This window comes from Bengtsoniella intestinalis (assembly GCF_039719005.1).
GTDB classification, from domain to species: domain Bacteria; phylum Bacillota; class Clostridia; order Oscillospirales; family Oscillospiraceae; genus Oscillibacter; species Oscillibacter intestinalis.
Map to the genome: position 1 here is coordinate 141,789 of NZ_CP133584.1, position 19,626 is coordinate 161,414.

12 protein-coding genes and 1 riboswitch are annotated in these 19,626 nt (G+C 48.7%); of the genes, 10 read left to right on the forward strand and 2 right to left on the reverse strand.

What is annotated here, in order from left to right:
• Positions 1-2,088 precede the first annotated feature (2,088 nt).
• Positions 2,089-2,637, forward strand: a complete 549-nt coding sequence (locus RFF05_RS00780; RefSeq protein ID WP_409968552.1) for an FUSC family protein — start codon at positions 2,089-2,091, stop codon at positions 2,635-2,637.
• A gap of 37 nt (positions 2,638-2,674) precedes the next feature.
• On the opposite strand, the gene RFF05_RS00785 is transcribed toward RFF05_RS00780, so the two are convergent.
• Positions 2,675-3,547, reverse strand: coding sequence for a rhomboid family intramembrane serine protease (locus tag RFF05_RS00785; protein WP_409968553.1), 873 nt, complete (start codon positions 3,545-3,547; stop codon positions 2,675-2,677).
• A gap of 148 nt (positions 3,548-3,695) precedes the next feature.
• A riboswitch (SAM riboswitch) is annotated at positions 3,696-3,789 on the forward strand.
• Between the two features lie 98 nt (positions 3,790-3,887).
• Here RFF05_RS00785 and metK point away from each other — a divergent pair.
• From metK to RFF05_RS00805, 4 genes are all read left to right on the forward strand, one after another.
• A complete protein-coding gene (metK, locus tag RFF05_RS00790) occupies positions 3,888-5,075 on the forward strand; it encodes a methionine adenosyltransferase (RefSeq protein WP_409968554.1) in 1,188 nt (395 codons plus the stop codon).
• Positions 5,076-5,212: 137 nt separating this feature from the next.
• A complete protein-coding gene (locus RFF05_RS00795) occupies positions 5,213-9,922 on the forward strand; it encodes a cytidyltransferase-related domain protein (protein WP_409968555.1) in 4,710 nt (1,569 codons plus the stop codon).
• A 5-nt stretch (positions 9,923-9,927) separates the two neighbouring features.
• A complete protein-coding gene (locus RFF05_RS00800; protein WP_409968556.1) occupies positions 9,928-11,163 on the forward strand; it encodes a lactate dehydrogenase in 1,236 nt (411 codons plus the stop codon).
• Positions 11,164-11,207: 44 nt separating this feature from the next.
• Complete coding sequence (locus tag RFF05_RS00805; RefSeq protein ID WP_409968557.1) at positions 11,208-12,287, forward strand: NAD(P)H-dependent oxidoreductase; 1,080 nt, start codon at positions 11,208-11,210, stop codon at positions 12,285-12,287.
• A gap of 29 nt (positions 12,288-12,316) precedes the next feature.
• On the opposite strand, the gene RFF05_RS00810 is transcribed toward RFF05_RS00805, so the two are convergent.
• Positions 12,317-13,468 (reverse strand): metal ABC transporter substrate-binding protein, encoded by a 1,152-nt coding sequence (locus RFF05_RS00810; protein ID WP_409968558.1) that lies wholly within the window; start codon positions 13,466-13,468, stop codon positions 12,317-12,319.
• Positions 13,469-13,697: 229 nt separating this feature from the next.
• Here RFF05_RS00810 and RFF05_RS00815 point away from each other — a divergent pair, with 229 nt between their 5' ends.
• The 5 genes from RFF05_RS00815 to prfA are packed head-to-tail and all read left to right on the forward strand — an operon-like array spanning position 13,698 to position 19,616.
• Positions 13,698-14,741: a D-alanine--D-alanine ligase gene (locus tag RFF05_RS00815; RefSeq protein ID WP_409968559.1), complete on the forward strand. Its 1,044-nt coding sequence runs from the start codon at positions 13,698-13,700 to the stop codon at positions 14,739-14,741.
• The gene (gene murF, locus RFF05_RS00820) at positions 14,738-16,114 is read left to right on the forward strand and encodes a UDP-N-acetylmuramoyl-tripeptide--D-alanyl-D-alanine ligase (RefSeq protein WP_409968560.1); all 1,377 of its coding nucleotides are present in this window, start codon (positions 14,738-14,740) and stop codon (positions 16,112-16,114) included. Before RFF05_RS00815 ends, murF begins: the two co-directional genes overlap by 4 nt.
• On the forward strand, positions 16,107-18,011 hold the full coding sequence (abc-f, locus tag RFF05_RS00825) for a ribosomal protection-like ABC-F family protein (protein WP_409968561.1): 1,905 nt from the start codon (positions 16,107-16,109) through the stop codon (positions 18,009-18,011). The genes murF and abc-f overlap by 8 nt, the downstream gene beginning before the upstream one ends.
• Before the next feature lie 12 nt (positions 18,012-18,023).
• Positions 18,024-18,545 carry a flavodoxin family protein gene (locus RFF05_RS00830; protein WP_409968562.1) on the forward strand — a complete coding sequence of 174 codons (522 nt, stop codon included), beginning with the start codon at positions 18,024-18,026 and terminating at the stop codon, positions 18,543-18,545.
• A gap of 12 nt (positions 18,546-18,557) precedes the next feature.
• Entirely contained in the window at positions 18,558-19,616 is a 1,059-nt protein-coding gene (prfA, locus tag RFF05_RS00835; RefSeq protein ID WP_409968563.1) for a peptide chain release factor 1, read from the forward strand.
• The last annotated feature ends 10 nt before the right edge of the window (positions 19,617-19,626 follow it).

Consider the following 19,626-nt stretch of genomic DNA (forward strand, 5'->3'; position numbering starts at 1 on the left):
CAAGGCCTTCGTTGCCAGATGTAGCGCTATCTTGTGCGGCTACGTCCATGCCGCCAGCATTAAAGTTATAGCTGGTGCCGATGCCAGTGGCACCGTTGGCGATAACGGCAGCGTTGAAGGCAGCGATTTCATCGACGGTGAAGGTGTAGGTGGTGGTTCCAGTGGAGCCATAGAGGTCGGCAGTATCTTCTGTTTGCTCCATGCTATAGGAGTCGGTAACAACAGTTAGGGATACCAGCTCGTTGCTTTGTCGCAGGTTGTTGGTGCCGATGAAGGGGGTGTTGAAGTTGATTTGGTCTACGATGTCTAGGTAAACATCGGTTTCACCAGTGGCGGCGGTTCGCTGTTCAGCCACCAGTGAGAATTTCACAGGGTTGGTGCTGATGCTACCGTCGGTGGCTTGGGTGGAGGGAGTGGTGAACTTACGATAGAAGCTCATCAAGGTTTGGTTGACCACAGCGTCCCAGTAGTCGTCGTAGTCATCGCCGTCGTCTGTAAAATAATAGTTGTTGGAGGTGGATATTTTATTGGTGGAAGTGTGGCTTGTGATGCTGTAGGTGGGGTCAAAGGCAATGACTTCGATGGAGGCGGTTTGGGTGTCGTTGCTTTGGCCTGAGGTGGTTGGGGTGTAGGTGGTGGTGCTAAATGAGGGGTCTTCACTATTATATCTGTTTGTGATGGGGAGCGTTAGGTTGCTAACGGTGAAGTTGATGGTGTTGCCTGTGTAAATGATGTCGTTATCAGTGGTGTTAGGCAAGGTGACCATTACAAAGTCGGTACGGGTAGCACCGTCGCTTTTGATGCCAGCGCCAGAGGTGTTTACTTTGATTGTGTAAAGGTCAGTGCCAGCGGTGACGGATGTAATTTTGGTGGCAGTGTGGTTTGCGTCAGGTGTTACTGTAGACCCTGTTGGCACTTCAAGATCGAAGGTGGCGTAGGCAGTATACAGTTGGGTGTTGCCGCCTGATACAAAGGGGTCGTCTGCGTCTAAGACGATGGAGAGCATCACGGTGTCCACATTGCCGTCTACCAAGTTGGTCTTATAGATGGCACTGCTTTGAGTGACGTTCCAGATGTCCAAGCTATCGCTGACGTATTCACGAACGGTGAAGCTGGTGAAGCGCGCGTTGGCTGGTTGACCTTCAGCGCTGATGGTGACTTTCTCGGAGGAGGTGGAACCGTTGTTGTCGTTCAAAGTGACCTCAATATCACCTAGCAGGGTTGTCAGCACGCTATCGGTGTTGGATTGGGGCACATAGTCAGCGTTGACAGCAACGTTGATGGTGAAGGAGGAGCTGTTTAACGCGCTCATATAATAGGTAAGGGTGCCGCTGGCGTTGGTGACGCCGAGGGATGTGTTTGCCTCCCATGTAGGCATGGTGGTCGAGAATATGGAGGCGTAGCTGGCGTCATATTCTGACTTCATGGTGACGGTGGTGCCACTGACAGAGGCGATGCCCGGGCCAGACACAAGGTCCACACCATAGGGCAGGTCGATGACAATGGTGGAGTCAGCATTTGTGCTCTTGGTATAGTCGATTTTCAGTGCAATGGTTTCTTCACTGATGGCGGTGATTTCGGTTGCGCCAGAGACGGCGGTTCCGTCAGTGGGGGAATAGCTTGCAGTCACGGTGAGTCCGTCTGCGGCAAAGACAGTGGTGGGTAAAAGACCCAGAAGCATTGTCAGTACCATTAGTAAGGCCAAAATCCGTTTCCTTGATTGTTTTCTCCTCATTGATACAACACTTCTTTCTGTTTGAATTTTGCCAAAATAGAACAGATTATACCATAAAATAGGTACTATATCTGTCAAATTATGACAATGATTATGGTTAAAGCATAGCACTTTAAAATGGTGGTGTCAAGGAAAATTCACAACTTTTTCACATATAAACACTGTAAAAATACAATATACACGGAATATGCTCTCTTTTTGTCCTATAATTGTCCGAAAAAATATTATTTCATGATATGAATGGATAAAGTATGTAAAAAATACTAGATTTTTGGGAAATTTTATGCTATACTACCGTGGGATAAAAAATGAATAGCAATAGGTTTAAATCATGACAAAAGGGAGAAAATACCATGTCTCACAAGCACATCACATTGCCCACCGTTGGGCTGCGAAATATTAAAACTGCACTATCAGCTTCACTTTGCGCTTTGGTGTATCATTTTTTTGATAGAAACCCTACGTTTTCTTGCATTGGTGCCATTTTTGGTATGGGCTATGACTTGGAAAACTCAAAGCTTCACGGGGGCAATCGCTTTTTTGGCACTGTTATTGGTGGTTTTTTGGGGATGGGGTTGTTTCGGGTGTATCTGATTTTTTACCCAGATGGAGAATCTTGGTGGATGCTGGTGCCGCTACTGTTCATCGGCGTGGTGATTTTAATTGTGATATCTCAGTATTTTTGGGTGGGCGCTGTGCAACCAGGGGGTGTGGTGCTGTGCATTATTTTGTTCAACACCCCAGTGGATACGTATGTTACCTATTCCCTTAGCCGTATATTCGACACTGGCACAGGGGTGCTGATGTCGCTTTTGATTAACTATTTGCTGCCCCGTGAACGGCTAGAAGGCTGGGTTGATAAAATGCCAGACTGGTTATTTAGGGCAGAGAGAAAAGGATAAAAAAAGGATGCCGAAACGTGGGTTTCGGCATCCTTTTTTAATCGGTATGGTGGTCGTGGTTGGCGATGTGCTCTTCGCAGTAGCAATGGTAGCCAGAGCACCGTGAGCAATATCGGAACTGCAAGGTGGGGTAGTCGGTATCGGTGCGGCCACAGACTTCACATTTGTGGCGATAGCCCTGCTTTTTTTGCTGTTGGGCTTGCTTTTTGGCAGCAGTTTTAAAATGAATGGTTTGGGCGGAGTGTTGGTGCTGGGAGCGTTTTTGGTAATAGCCAAAAGCGGAGGAGATTTGCTCGAAGAAAAAGGCCACAAAGTTTAAAAGCGCAAACAGGGGCACAATCACATAGAACCAGTTGCCAGTGATAAGGCCAGAGACCATGTTCCAAGCAAACAATGCCGCGCCAGCCACCGCCAGATATTTCATTTTAATGGGAATGATAAACATCAACAGCACTTGGTTGTCTGGGTAGAGCATGGCAAAGGCCATGAACATAGAGGTATATAAATAGGATGTGCCGCTGAAGGTGATGCTATCGCCAGCGATGATACAGGAGAGGACAGCGCCAATGGTGGTCAGCACCACGCCGCTGACAAAATATAAGGTGAAGCGACCAGTGCCCCATTCTCGCTCTAAAATGTTGCCAATAAAATAGTATAAGTAAGCGGTGATGGCAAAGGACAGCGCGCTATAAGAACTGGGCATGAGCACATAGGTAAACAGCCGCCAAACTTCGCCGCTTAAAATGGCATCCCAGTTAAATGCCAAAAAGGAAACAGCGCCATAATCAGAAAAGGTGTAGAGTAAAAAAACCAGAACATTGGACAAAACCACGTATTTCATCAAATTGGAAATGCCAAAGTTGGGGTGGTTATACGGGAAGCGGTTGATAAATTGGGTCAACTTATTCAAAATATATTCCTCCATTGCGTGGGGTGATTGGGTACAGTATACCCTTTTTCTGTGAAAAAGTCATGTGTTTTTTTGAAATTTTAAAAATTTATAAATTTACACTTGACATTTGACTGGAATTTGATACTATAGTATAGACAATTACATCCCCTTATCAAGAGTGGCGGAGGGAACGGCCCTATGAAACCACGGCAACCTGTACAAAGCAAGGTGCCAAATCCGACGAATGCGACAGATGAGGACACCATACTACCATTGGTTTGCGCATTTCGTCTACGGAATGCGTGTTTTTTTACGTCTACTTTTGGATGAGGGCAAGGTTACAAAGGAGAACTTTTTTATGGCAAGACACTATTTATTTACCTCTGAATCTGTGACAGAAGGCCACCCCGACAAGGTGTGCGACCAAATTTCTGACGCAGTGTTGGATGCCATTTTGGCACAAGACCCCACCGCCCGTGTGGCCTGCGAAACCACCGCTTGCACTGGCATGATTCATGTTATGGGTGAAATCACCACCAAATGCTACGTGGATATCCCTAAAATTGCCCGTCAAGTGGTGATGGACATTGGTTATGACCGCGGTAAAATCGGTTTCGACGGTGAAACCTGTGCCGTCATGACCTCTATCAACGAACAATCCCCCGACATCGCCATGGGCGTGGATGCTTCTTTGGAGCACAAAACTGGGGAAGACAGCGAACTGTCCCACGGCGCTGGTGACCAAGGTATGATGTTTGGTTACGCTTGCGACGAAACAGAAGAACTGATGCCTCTGCCTCTGTCTCTGGCTCAGAAGCTGGCAAAGCGTCTGACCGATATGCGCAAAAAGGGCTATTTGACCTATCTGCGTCCTGACGGCAAGAGCCAAGTCACCGTGGAATATGATGAAAACAACCAACCTGTCCGTGTGGATGCTGTGGTGGTCTCCACCCAACATAACCCCGATGTGACACTGGAACAAATCCGTGAAGACATGGTGCATCACGTCATTGAGCCCATCATTCCTTCTCATATGCTGGATGAAAACACCAAGATTTACGTCAACCCCACTGGCCGTTTCGTCAAGGGTGGTCCTGCGGCTGACTCTGGCCTGACTGGTCGTAAAATCATCGTGGATACCTACGGTGGTAGCGCCCCTCACGGCGGCGGTGCTTTCTCTGGGAAAGACCCTACTAAGGTTGACCGTTCTGGCGCATATGCCGCTCGTTATGTGGCGAAAAACATTGTGGCAGCAGGCCTTGCCAAGCGTTGCCAAGTGGAATTGGCTTACGCCATCGGCGTGGCCCAACCTGTGTCTATTTTGGTGGATACCTTTGGCACCTCTACTGTAGGCGACGGGAAGCTAGAAGATGCAGTGGCAAAGGTGTTTGACCTGCGTCCCTCTGCCATCATCCGTGATTTGAACCTGCGCACCCCCATTTATCGTCCTCTGGCCGCGTATGGTCACATGGGACGCACTGATTTGAATGTGCGTTGGGAAGATACCGACCGTGTGGATGCGTTGCTCGCAGCCGTAAAGGGTTAATAGAGTTTATGTTACCTGCCAGTGCCGTTTTGGTGCTGGCAGGTTTTTTTATGTAAATTTGTAAATACCTCTTTTTTATCTAGGCAAAGTGTTGTACAATAGGGATAAAAAGAGATGCCTATTTTTAGGAGGATTGTATGGATAACATGGGTGAGCGTATTGAGCGGGCCTTAAATGCCCTTGGATTTTTATTCCGTTTGCAAGGTGGTGATCATCCACAGCTGGATTGGCAGACTATGGTGACGCCATTGTTGCCCAGTGAAGGGCGTATTTCTGCCGTGGCAGTGATTGATGCCATTGGCACTGGACTGAGTGTATTGGCACCAGAACCACAAGCCGGATGGGCTGAGGCTTGTTTTACCATGTCCAAAGAACTGATGTATCCCCAAGAGAGCAGCGCCTTGACAGTACAACAGCAAGATGCCGCTTTATTTGGGTTGCAGATTTTGCAGGTAATGCTGGACATAGAGCGTGAGAGCGCAGACTTTGACCCATTGGTAGACTTTGTATTTTGCTCGCCAGAGGAATTGCTACACAGTGGGGTTGCTAAGGATTACAAAGCCTTTTTGACCGTCTATCGAGAAGAGTATGTTTATGAATTGTTGCGGTTGGGTGATGAGCTGACACCGTGGCGCACCTTAGGGCATATCGCTGGGGTGCATCATGTGGCTATGGAAGCCGCACGGGTGCTGGCAGCAGGTGGTGGCACTGTGGACTTGGGACTGATTTCTGGTGCGGCTGCAGGTCACGACTTTGGGAAGTTTGGCTGCCAAAAAGGGGAAGCCGTGCCGTATTTGCATTATTATTACACCCACCAATGGTTTGCTCGTCAAGATTTGTTGCAAATTGGGCACATTGCCGCCAACCATTCCACTTGGGATTTGGAGTTGGAAAACCTGTCGGCAGAGTCGTTGCTGTTGGTGTATGCTGACTTCCGTTCTAAGCAATATTATCTAGACGGTGTAGAGTATGTAAAGGTATATAGCTTAACAGAAGCTTTTGGTGTGATTTTAAATAAGTTAGACAATGTGGACGAGGAAAAACGCCTGCGTTATTGCTTTGTGTATGCCAAAATGATGGATTTTCAGCAGTATTTGCAATCCTTTGGATTTGATGCCCAAGACAACGCACCTGCGCCTGATTTGATGGCAGATAGTCATGTGGCATTGATGAATCCAGAGCAAACTTTGGCATATTTCCGCCATACAACGGTGGAACATAACTTGCAATTGATGCACCAATTGACGCGACAAAAGCTCTTTGTCAGCACGCTAGAATCTGCCCGTGGTGAGAAAAATTATGGCAAACTCCGTGCCTATGTCTCTATTTTCCAAGAGTATCATTCCTATTTGTCCCCAGCCCAAAAAGAGCAGACCTTGGCGTTTTTGTTCGAGCTGTTGCTGTGCCCTGATGGGGATGTGCGGCGGCGTGCCGCCCATACTATGGGTCAAATTCTCGCCCGCTTTGTCTCGGGATATAAAAAAGAGCGTCCCGTACATGCCCCTCCTAGCGTAGAAGGCAATCGTCCCTTTGAACTGTGGGATTTGTATTTGCATAAGTTGGTAGAGCCTGATTATAAATTGACACCCCGTCAAATGAGCTTAATTCGCTATCAAGCCAAAACAGTGACCCAGTCTCTGTTAAGCAGTTGTAGCCCTCAAGATTTCCCGAGATTTTCCGATATTTTGCTCTCTTGCTTTGACCATCCTGAACAGTCAAACCCCAACACGGCCTTTGGTCTGCTAGATGCCATTCATGGCTTGCCCCTTGCGTGTATGGATGGTAAAACCTTGGAGCCACTGGTGCCCTTTGCTTTATACTGGCAAGCAGAAGACGAAGATCCAGCCCAGCAAATTGCGGTTTTGAAACTTTTTGAGCAGATTCATCCCTATTTAAATCAAGAACAGCGCGATTCAGTGGAAGCCTGTGTGGAGCAGATTCAGTGGAACAATGTGATTCCTCTGCTGTATTTGCAGGCAAAATTGTCGCGTGAACTGGGGTTTCCACGGCGAGATTTGGAAGAGATTTTGCACCGCAATCAAACCATTAGAACTGTTTTCTTAGACAACCTAAAAGCCGCTACGCATTGGATTATCAAAGCGGTTGGTGTAGAATATTTGGCAAGTCAAGGCCAACAAAGCGGCGAAGCCATTACGCTACATATTGCCACCCATTTTTCCAATCTGTTGCGTGTGAGCCAACATCTGGTGGTACGAATGTTGGCAGGACAAGCACTGTTGGCATTGATACCACGACTAACTCCGGAGCAACGCAACGAAATTGCGGTGGAACTGTGCAAGGCTTTGGAAGGGGAGCAATCAGAAATGACCCAGTGCATTTCCCCTTGTTTAGGGCAGCTGATTTTGCAGTTACCCCAACAAGAATTGGATGAGGTCATTGCGGATTTGGAGAAAATTTTACCCTCCCAAGGCACCAATGCAGTTTGTGCGGCGTTGTCCACCATTGGCACTACCTTGGCACATTTGAGTCGTAGTCCATATAATACACCAGAGCGGCAACGTGTGTTGCTGGGGCTGTTATTCAAAGGTTTGGCCTCGGAGCAAAAGGCTGTGCGGCAAGAATGCTTGCGTGTTTTAGGGGAAGATTTATTTGGTGAAAATGGTTTGCCAGAAGCGGATAAGGCTACGCTGTTCCCCATGTCTTTGAAAAAAATTCTGTTCTTGATGGGTGAGCATAAAAATGGGCAGACGGGCTTGTTTTATACCACCGCCGCCTTGCGGAGTTTGTATCATTATGTGGTCAGTTATACCTTGCAAGGTGAGGAATTCACGTTTGTTGAACCTGAAAAAGTTGCATTTTTCCCCGGTACCTTTGACCCGTTCTCTTTGTCTCATAAAGGGATTGTCGAGGCCATTTGTGCCCAAGGGCTTGGGGTGTATTTGGCAGTGGATGAGTTTTCTTGGTCGAAAAAAACCCAGCCATCCCTTGTGCGCCGTCACATCATCAGTTTGTCTGTGGCGGATATGTTCAATGTTTATATTTACCCCCATGATTTGCCTGTGAATTTAGCGACTCCGGCGGATTTAGAGCGCTTGAAAGAAACCTTTGCCCCTTGCCCTGTGTACTTGGCCATGGGTTCAGATGTGGTGCTCAACGCTTCGTCTTATCGTCTGCCACCAGTGGAACATTCCGTTCATCATTTGAATCATTTGGTGTTCCGCCGTGATGGTGTGAAAGAGGAATATCCCAGTATTTTGGGGGATGTGATTTCGCTACAATTGCCACATCATTTAGAAACAGTTAGCTCCACGCTCATTCGAGAGAATATTGACTTGGGGCGAGACATTTCCCACTTGGTAGACGCCACAGCCCAAGAGTATATTCAAGATGGCGGTTTCTATTTGCGAGAACCAGAGTTTAAAAATCTCGTCAGCGCAGGGGATTACCGCTGTGTTACTTTGGAACATCCCACGCAGGATCAATGGCAATTGTTGCAACAGGTATTTGCTGATGTGCCAGCCTATGACGCAGGGCGAGAGGTGACCGTGATGCACCCCTTCGGTGAGCCAACAGAAATTGTAGGGTATTTGACTTATCAAAGTGTTAGTAATGCTGATTTGCTTGCGGTGTTGAAGAATTTAGACCAAGCCACCTATGTGCGCCGCCACACAGCAGGGCGGATTTGTTTGATGAATCGCATGGATGTGCGTCCCAATCTAGAACGAGAAGCCATGGAGCAGTGGCTCTTAACTGAAACCTTCCACCATGCACTGGGACAAGATTGTAGCTATGCGGTATGGACAGGAGAACAGGAAGAGCGCTTAGATTTGCTAGAGCGACAAGGATTTTTGCGCTGTGAAGGTTATCCGTTGATGATGGTGGATATCCGTGCGCCAGCGGTGGTGCTGCAAAATATGGTTACGACATTGAAAGAGCCATTTGCTTCTAGTCCACGGGTGTTAGATGCGATTGCCAAAGGGCAAAAAGCCTTGCAACGGGCTTTGACAGCGCTATATCCCGGAAGCTTGGTGTTGAGCCTGAATGCAGAGGTTGTGCACCATTTGATGGAGGAAAAAATTACAGAACGCAACCGCGTACCAGCATTACCCACTCACCCTAGAGTACTGGGTGAGAAGATGTGTGTGCCTTTTGGCAAATTATTGCGTGGCAATGCCATTCCCAACACCGTCACCAAGACCATACATACGTCTAAGGTGTTTACCAGTGACTTTAAAGACTTTACCATTGGGGAATTTATGGGGTATAGCCCCTTGGAAAGCCAAATGCGCGCCATCCGTTCGTTTGGTCGAGAAGTGATTCTGGTGGATGACTTGCTTCATACAGGTCATCGCATGGAAACCATTGGTCCCTTGTGCAAGCAAGAGGGAGTGGATGTGGATATGGTGTTGGTGGGTCTGTTATCTGGACGCGGACGAGACTTGATGATAGATTTAAATCAAGCCATCGACAGTGTGTATTTTGTGCCTAATCTCCGCTCTTGGTTTGTGGAGTCCACGATGTATCCCTTCATAGGTGGCGATGCTGTTGCAGACACCATTTCCTTTGTGTCGGGTCTAACCCCAGCAGTGAATATGATTTTACCCTATGCTTATCCCAAAATGTACTACGGGTGTGATAAGCAAGCGGTGTTCCAATTCTCAAAAACTTGCCTTGAAAACGCAAGAGATATTGTGCAGGCACTCGAAGAAGAGTATCGCCAGCGTTATGCGCGCAACTTGAATTTGTCTCATTTGGGGGAAGCGGTGATTTTGCCCATGTCCCCAGATAAGGGTAATTGTTTGCATTATGACGCGTTGACGGTGGCATCCACTTGTATTGACAATGACTTACAGTTGCTGTCTCGTATGGAACGTATATTGGAGTGATGATGATGAATTATTATTGTATTGAAGGGGTGCTTTGCGCCTCTATGACGGCACTGGACTTCCCAGAGGTGGCGCCACCAAAAGAGGGGGAGGCTTTGGTGTATTTAACCCATCTGCCTTGCCAAGAAAATCGAGCAAAGTTCCGAGTGACCCATCCTGCCCAGTTGGTCAGCAGTGGGGAGTCGGTGGCTTGGCTTGACCCGAAACGGTTGCCTTTGGCGCCACCATTGCCTGTGGAGGTGCTGACGCGCATTTCAAAGGGCACCTTGTCGGCAGTGAATTATAACCACCCTCGGTGGCGAGAATTGCTATCACCCATTGCAAAACCAACGGGGAAACTCCGTGTCCATTTGGTGGCCGTGGGGGATGTGGGCGGCACCTTTGCCACAGGGCTTAAACTGTTGGGTGGCGATTGCATTGAAACCATTGGTCTGTTTGATTTAAACCCAGCCTCTGTAGAGCGGTGGGTTCAGGAATTGGGGCAGGTGAACTACTGTGATGGCAACCCCGCCATGCCAACGGTGGAATCAGTCACTGGGACAGCGTTATTTGACTGTGATGTGTTGGTGTTTGCCGCCACAAAAACCATTCCTGCGGTGGGCAGTGATATAGCCGATGTGCGGATGGCGCAGTTAGGGGCCAACCGTGAACTGATTGCCCATTATGGCAAACTGGCCCGTGAAGCCCATTTTGGTGGGTTGTTCATGGTGCTCTCTGACCCTGTTGACCCCCTGTGCCGCAAAGTATATGAAGCGTCAAACCAAGGGGAAGATGGACAATGGGACGGTATGGGTTTGTTGCCTGAACAAGTCCAAGGGTTTGGGCTAGGGGTGATGCAGGCACGGGCGATGTATTACGCCAAGGAAGCTGGCATTGAGCAACTTGACGCTGTGCGTAGTTTCGGCCCCCACGGACAAGGTTTGGTGGTGGCAAATTCACTGGATGCGTACGACCATGCGCTGTCGGAAGCGTTGACCATTCAGGTTATTACAGCCAATTTGAAAATACGAGAATTGGGGTATAAGCCCTATGTGGCGCCAGCATTGTCTTCTGGTGCATTTCAGTTGCTTTGTGCGCTTCGTGGGCAGTATCACGAGAGCTCAGTGTGCCTTGGGGGCATTTGGTTTGGGGCGCGCAACCGCTTTACACCCTATGGGGTGGAGGTGATGACCCAGACTATTCCAGATGCACTCTATCAGCGTCTGGTGGAGACACAAGCACAGTTATATAACATTGGGTAAAGTGAAAAGGCTTTACAGACAATTTTTAAAAAGGAGGGGTATAGATGGAACAATTGACCATTATCACCGTGGGCACACCCAATCCACGGCTTGAAAAACTACTGTCTTATTGGGGTGAAAACCGATTGACAGCGCTGCCCAATTCTTTTCAAAATCAGCGCCTATTATTGGCGGTATCTTTAGATAAAATTGGCCTTTGTGATGGGCTTCATAGTTTGCTCTCTACCTTGCGTAAGTGCACCGATTGTTTGGAAGGGTCTGTGGCTGGGATTGTGGTGGACGGTGCCAATGCGCTGTACACCAAGTCGGTGGCGCGGGAGATCGTTTTTGCCGCCAACTGCGCTGGTTGTACCTTTGTGGGTCGGTCGTTGGTAGAAGGGGTGGCCACCCTTGATAATTTTACGGTGCAAGCCAGCAATGGTGACTGTTCGTTGCTAGAAGCGTACGAAAAAGCGGTTTCAGATTTGATTGCGCGCATTGTCACCTTTGCGCCACCGCGCCAAGAAACGCCACACCTGCTCACCTTACATGCGTCCACTTACGGGCCGTCAAACACCATGGATTTGTGGTCGTTGGTACAGCATCAATTGCCAACCCAGTGGACGGTGCAGGAAGTTGGACTGCGCAATGGGGCGGTGTCAGATTGTGCTGGTTGCCCCTATACCACCTGTTTGCACTTTGGGGAAGAGGGACGGTGTTTTTATGGTGGGGTTATGGTGGATGATGTGTATCCAGCCTTGCGTCAGGCGCAGGCCGTGATGCTGTTGTGCCCCAATTATAACGATGCCTTATCTGCCAATTTAACGGCTTGCATCAATCGCTTGACCGCTTTATACCGCACCACAGATTTCACCCATAAGGCGGTGTATGCCTTGGTGGTGTCGGGGTATTCAGGTGGGGATATTGTGGCAAAACAGGTGATTTCAGCCCTGTCGATGAACAAAGGATTTTACCTGCCCAGTCGGTTTTGTCGCATGGAATTGGCGCAACAACCAAGTGAGGCTTTAGCGTTGACAGGCATCAAAGAGCGCATGGTGGACTTTGGGGAGCAAATAACCTATGAATTAGATGGCAGGACACAATTGCGCAACATGATAATGACGAAAAAAAATCCTATTGCATAATTGCAATAGGATTTTTTTGTTACAAAGGATTAAGCCATGGTAGCTTGCAGGGTTTCTAGATTTTGATACATCAAATCCACATAGGTCAAACCGCTGTCAATTTCTTCTTGGGTGAAGTTTTCACAAGAGTGGAATTCGGCAGTTTGTGCGCCAGTGGACTCAGAGATAGCGTTGGACACCAAACCGTTGGAGAATTCAATATAGTATACAGTTTCCACGCTGCGGTCATTCACCAAGTCAATCAAGTAGGCCATGGTGGCAGCAGAGGGTTCGGTTTCGGTGCTACAGCCGGGGAAGGCAGCATAGTATTCAATGCCATATTCGTTGGCAAAATACTTCAAGGGGAAGCGGTCACCCACCACCATCAGCTTTTCGCTGACAGTTTCAAAGAAAGCGGTGAATTCATTGCCCATGGCAGTGATTTCAGCAGCATAAGCCTCAGCGTTGGCATGGTAAGTGTCTGCATTGTCAGGGTCTAGTGCAGCAAAAGCGTCGGCGTAATACAGCACCACAGCGGCAGCGTTAGAAGGGGAGGTCCAAACGTGCTCATCATAGCTGGTGACGGCGCCCAAGTCAGTGAAGGTAGAGGAAACCACAGTGCTTTCTTCTTCGTCATGGTCGTGGTCGTGGTCGTCTTCTGCGGCGACTTCTTCGTCGTGGTCGTGATCATGGTCGTCTTCAGTGACGACTTCTTCGTCGTGGTCGTGGTCGTGGTCGTCTTCTGCGGCGACTTCTTCGTCGTGGTCGTGATCATCTTCGGTGACTTCTTCTTCGTCATGGTCGTGATCATGAGCATCTTCTGCCACCAGAGTGATCTCTGCGTCCATCATGCGCACAGCGTTCACATCACTAGAAACAGAGGACAGCACGGTGTCAACCCAAGTGTCGGATTCGCTGCCCAGATACAAGAATAAATCACTTTGGTCAATTTTGATGATATCGGCAGGGGAGGGCTCATAAGAGTGAGCGTCAGTGCCAGGGGGGAGTAGAATAGAAATATCTGCCAAGTCGCCTGCAACGGCGCGGGCAAAGTCATAAGCGGCAAAGTTGGTGGTGACCACTTGTAAGGAACCACCTTCTGCGGCGGTATTGGTGGTGGTACCAGTGGAGGCAGAGCTGCAGCCAGTGAGCAGTGCAGATGCGCAAAGTAGGGATAGTGCGGTTGCTTTTAGATTTTTCAAAATGGTATATCTCCTTGTTTAATTTGAGAATCTTTCTCAATTTCTATCGTATTATAGCATGAGCTAATTGAAAAAGCAAGCAGAAATTTTAAAGTTTTCACACGGCTCAAAATTGGGAGGGAACTGTGTATTTGTCTTGTAATTCCATTGAAACTGTGATAAAATAATACAGATTATAATAAGATGGACTAATAGCGTATTGCAACTCCCATTTAGAAATGAGGCAACTATGAAAATCCTAGTATTGGCTGGCGGTTTATCGCCAGAACGGTCGGTATCACTGGCAAGTGGGCACGCTGTTTGCACTGCTTTGCGAGGGTTGGGACACCGCAGTGTGGTGATAGATTTATTTTTAGGCTTAGACCCAATGGTGGCAAGCACAGATGCTGTGTTTGCGTTGCCTATGGCAGATGGGGCCGCCATTGATAGTACGGCTCCTGATTTGCAGGCGGTGCGTAATTGTCGGCAATTTGCAGGCTCTGGGCGTATTGGCGCTGGTGTGTTAGCTGCCTGTGCCCGAGCAGACTTGGTGTTTTTGGCACTCCATGGACAAGATGGGGAAGATGGTCGTGTGCAAGCCATGCTAGACTTGATGGAAATTCCCTACACTGGTTCAGGCTATTTGGCCTCTGCCATGGCCATGGATAAGGTGATTAGCAAGAAAATGATGGATACCGCTGGCATCCCCACACCAGCGTGGGAACAGTTGGTGTATACCAAGGCGGACATTCCACAATTGGCGTCTCGCCTTGCCTTGCCCTGTGTGATTAAGGCGGCAAACGGCGGCTCTTCTTTGGGGGTGTACTTGCCAGAAAGCCGAGAAGCATTGGCCTCTGCGCTGGAAGATGTGCGTCGCTTTAACGCTACAGTCCTAATGGAACAGCGGATTGTAGGCCGTGAGTTCACGGTGGGCGTGCTAGGAGAAACCGCCTTGCCACCTGTGGAAATTTTGGGAAACTTTGACTATGAAGGCAAGTACCAAGCCCATGGAGCCCAAGAGGTTTGTCCTGCAGAGTTGACCCCTGAGCAAAGCATATTGGCTGGGAAGTATGCCCTGCAGCTCCACCATGCGTTGGGGCTTAGCGGCTACTCACGCACAGATTTGATGCTAGACGAAGACGGTAAGTTTTGGTGTCTAGAGGTCAACTCCCTACCAGGGATGACAGCCATGAGTCTGCTTCCCAAGGAAGCTGCTGCCGTGGGCATGGGCTATGAACAGCTGTGCCAAGAAATTGTCAACCAAGCCATGAAAAAAGGAGACACTGCCCTATGATGACCCTTGCCCAAATCACCACCGCTGTGGGTGGTACATTGCATACGGATTTAGCTGTGACCACGGTTGTCACCGCTGTGTGTACCGATAGTCGTGCCATTACGGCAGGCTGTTTGTTTGTGGCGTGGGTGGGGGAACGGTTTGATGGACATGATTTCATTGACCAATCCCTAGAAGCTGGGGCGGTGGCCACCATTTGCCGTCGATTGCCAGAGACACTACAATCGGAAAAGGCATATATCGTGGTGCCAGACACCCGATTGGCCTTGCGTGACATGGCGAAAGCCTACCGTGATGGGTTTGAAATCCCATTTCTGCAAATCACTGGCAGTGTAGGGAAAACCACCACAAAAGAATTGATTTCCGCTGTTTTGAGCGTAAAAAAATCGGTGCATAAAACCCCTGCCAACTACAATAACGACATTGGCACCCCTTTGACGCTCTTTGGTCTGCGTCCAGAGCATGAAGTGGCCGTCATTGAAACGGGGATGAATCACTTTGGTGAAATTCGATATCTTGCACAGTTTGTACAACCTGATATTGGCATTATCACCAATGTTGGCGATGCTCACGTGGAGTTTCTCGGGAGCCGAGATGGGATTTTACAAGCCAAAAGTGAGCTGTTTGAGGGACTGAAACCAGAGGGTGTAGCCATTTTAAACGGCGATGACACACTGTTGAACACCGTGCAATTGCCCCAAAAAATTCTTCGCTGTGGTACCAGTGACCATTGCGACATTCAAGTGACCGCCATGACAGATTTGGGGTTAGACGGCATCGCCTGTACGGTGCAAACCGCCCAAAACACCTATGAGTTGCACATTCACGCATTGGGTAAGCACATGATATACCCTGTGTCCATGGCTGTGGCTGTTGGTGAACTTTTGGGGTTATCCAAAGCCGAAATTGAAGCTGGAGTGGCAGGCTATCGTGGGGTGGACAACCGCATGAATGTGGTGCGATTAGGACAAAATCGTATTGTGTTAGACGATTGCTACAATGCCAGCCCCCAGTCTATGGAAGCTGGGTTGGCGGTGCTGAAGAGTACCCCAGCCAAACGAAAAATCGCCATCATTGGTGACATGGGGGAACTGGGGGATTACACCCAAGAAGCCCATTATACCATCGGTAAACTGGCAGGTTCTTTGGGGCTTGACCTCGTGATCACCATTGGCGCCAAGGCGGCTGATATGGAAAAAGGTGCCCGAGACGCTGGTGGGAATGTGGTTCACTTTGCCACTAAAGAGGACGCCTATGATGCCATCGGCAAGGCGTTTTTACCTGACACATTGGTCTTTGTGAAGGCCTCCCATTTCTCCATGCACTTTGAAGATGTGGTGAATTATTTGAAGGAATTAGACATTCATGATTGAAATACAAATCGAAAACCTTATAAAATCCTTTGAAGTGGGCAAAAACGTATTAGACGGTTTGACCTTTCAAATCGACCAAGGAGAACGTGTGGGCTTGCTAGGGCGCAATGGCGCTGGCAAATCAACCTTTTTTAAAATTCTCACTGGTGAAATGGATTACGACGAAGGGGACATCCGTGTGGGACAAGGGCGCCGTCTGGGGCTGATTTCTCAAATCCCTGTTTATCCGGATGGGTTCACTGTGGAGGATGTGTTGCGCTCTGCGTTTGGACGGCTTCACGATTTGGCGCAGGAAATGGAAACCTTGACTGCTCAAATGGAGGCAGGGGAAAGTGATGAGGGGATTTTGCGCCGTTATGGTGCCCTGTCTGAGCGGTTTGAAGCCTTTGGTGGCTACGATACCGATGTGGCGGTGAATAAAATCGCCTCTGGTTTGTCTATTGACACCGCCATGCGCACACAACTGTTTGAACAGCTTTCTGGGGGCGAAAAAACCCGTGTGAACTTGGGGCGGTTGATTTTAGAAGACACCGATATCTTGCTCTTAGACGAACCCACCAACCATTTGGATTTGCACGCAACTGAATGGTTAGAGGACTATATCGCTGGGTTTCATGGCACCGTGGTGGCCATATCTCATGACCGTTTTTTCCTAGATAGAATTGTGACCCGTGTCATTGAAATTGCTGACGGACAGGCAGAGTTTTACAGCGGTAACTACAGTTTTTATGCGGTAGAAAAGGAACGTCGCTTCCAAGAGCGGATGAAGCAATATCAAAAAGAGCAAGCTAAAATTGACCAATTGACCCGTGCGGCTGACCAACTTCATCTGTGGGCGTTTATGGGCAATGATGCGCTCCATAAGCGTGCCTTTTCCATGGAAAAGCGGATTGAGCGAATGCGTACCACAGCCCGACCCACCAAGGCGCGGAAAATGGATAGCCGTTTTCAGTCCTTGGAATTTCACGGCGATGAAGTGTTGGCATTGAAAGGTCTTACTAAAGGCTTTGCGGACAAGCCTTTGTTTTCTGATGTGAATCTGCGGATGGAAGGGGGCGAGCGCATTGCCCTCATTGGCGACAACGGCACAGGTAAATCCACCTTGATTCAAATGCTGATGGATATGCAATATCCTGATGCTGGGCGCATTAAATTAGGACCTAGTGTGAAGGCGGCCTATCTGCCTCAAATTATTCATTTTGACCATCCTGATTGGAACTTAGTGGAAAATGTGATGGGTGCCAAGCGTGGCATCAGCGCCCAAAGCGCGCGCAACCGTTTGGCAGCTTACGAATTCCGAGGGGAAGATGTATTTAAGCCTGTGGAGGTGCTCTCTGGTGGCGAAAAAAGTCGCTTGCGTCTTTGTATGCTCATGGATGATGAGATTAATTTTCTGATCTTAGACGAACCCACCAACCACCTTGACATCGCCTCCCGTGAGTGGATGGAAGAGGCGGTGGAAGGGTATGATGGGGCATTGCTATTTGTCAGCCATGACCGTTATTTTGTCAATCGCTTTGCCACTCGTATTTGGGAGCTCAGCGATCAGACCATCACCGATTATCCCATGGGTTTCGCCCAATATCGGCAGATGAAGGCCATTGAAGTGCAACAAAAACACTTACAACCAAGTGCTGTAAAGGAAAAAACCATTACACTAAAAACAGAGAAGCCAAGAGGGAACAAAGCTCAAATGGCGGCAAAACGACACTTGACTAACTGTGAGCGAGACATTGCCAAAGCAGAATTGGCATTAGAAGAGTTGGACACGGCCATGGCGGATGCGGCCTGTGACTATGCACTGTTGACGGCATTGTTGGCCGAAAAAGAACAACAAGAATTGGCGCTAGAACAGCTCTACCAACGCTGGGAAGAGTTAAGCGCCCAAGCAGAATAAAGGAGAACGTCCATGCAAGAGATGAAAGATATTCTTTGCATTTACTATTCCCGCACGGGAAATACCAAAACTGCAGTAGAGGACATTGCCAAGGTCTTGGATGCTGAGGTGGTGGAAATCCATGATAACGTGGAGCGCAATGGGATAATTGGCTTTATTAAAAGTGGCATGCACGCCTCTGCTAAGCACCCTATGCACACCATTGGCTTTAAAACGGCACGGCCTTTGAACGAATACCGTTTGGTGATTGTGGCAAGTCCTGTTTGGGCAGGGCGGTGTTGCAGTCCTGTGCGTGTGTTTATGCGCAAGCATGGCAAAAAATTCACCAATGTGTGCTATGTGCTCACCCGTGGCACCAGTAAGCGTTATGAAGAGGTATACGAACAACTAGACCAATATACCAACACGCCCCATATAGAAGGGGTGTCTCTCCATTGCAAAGGGGTGGGATATCATTTCTGGGTGGAAGATTTCCTCACCCGTGTCAAAGGGTTGTTGCCAACACTGAAGGCACCAGAGCCATTTGAACAATAAGAAAGGGTCAATATGGAAGAGAAATTGCAGGCCATCGCCCTGCGTTTGGAAAATTTGCACCATCACTTATCTGAGCCCAGTGTGTATGGCGACGGCAATCAACTGAAAACCATCAATCGTGAAATTAAGGAATTAACCCCTGTGGTGGAGGCATATCAGGCCTATTTGGCAGTGGTGTCCCAGCAGGAAGAAGCCCTTGAAATGATGGCAGATCCTGAGCTTAAGGAAATGGCACAAGAGGAATTTTCCTTTGCAAAAGAGGAAATTGAGCGGTTGCGAGAAGTATTAAATCGCTTGTTACTACCCAGTGACCCCAATGACAGTCATAACGTGATTATGGAATTGCGCGGAGGGGTTGGGGGCGAGGAAAGTGCCTTGTTCGCCCGTTCGTTACTGCGGATGTACACCATGTATGCTGAGACGAAAGGGTGGAAGATGGATATTTTATCCTTGAATGAAACGGAGCTTGGTGGCGTAAAAGAATGCAGTGTGCTTATTGAAGGGGAAGGCGCATTCGGGCGGTTGAAGTTTGAAAGTGGCGTGCACCGTGTCCAACGTGTACCAGAGACAGAGTCCAGTGGTCGTATCCACACTTCTGCCGCCACAGTGGCTGTGTTGCCAGAAGCAGAGGATGTGGAGTTTGAAATCAACCAAGCTGACTTGAAGGTAGACACCTATCGCGCGTCTGGAGCTGGTGGGCAGCACGTGAATAAAACTGAGTCGGCCATTCGCATCACCCATATCCCAACAGGTGTGGTGGTGGAGTGCCAACAGGAGCGGAGCCAGCATAAAAACCGAGACAAAGCCATGAAGGTGCTGCGGTCTCGACTGTATGAAGCGGAGCAGGAAAAACAAGCCGTTGCCACTGCTGCCCAGCGTAAAAGTCAAGTGGGCAGTGGTGACCGCAGTGAGCGTATTCGCACGTATAACTTCCCCCAAGGGCGGCTGACTGACCATCGCATCGGCTTAACAATCTATAAATTAGATGCTGTGATGGATGGTGTATTAGACGAGGTGATTGACCCGTTGATTACGGCAGATCAAGCAGAGCGCTTGCAAAGTGGACAATAAAAGCTTACCC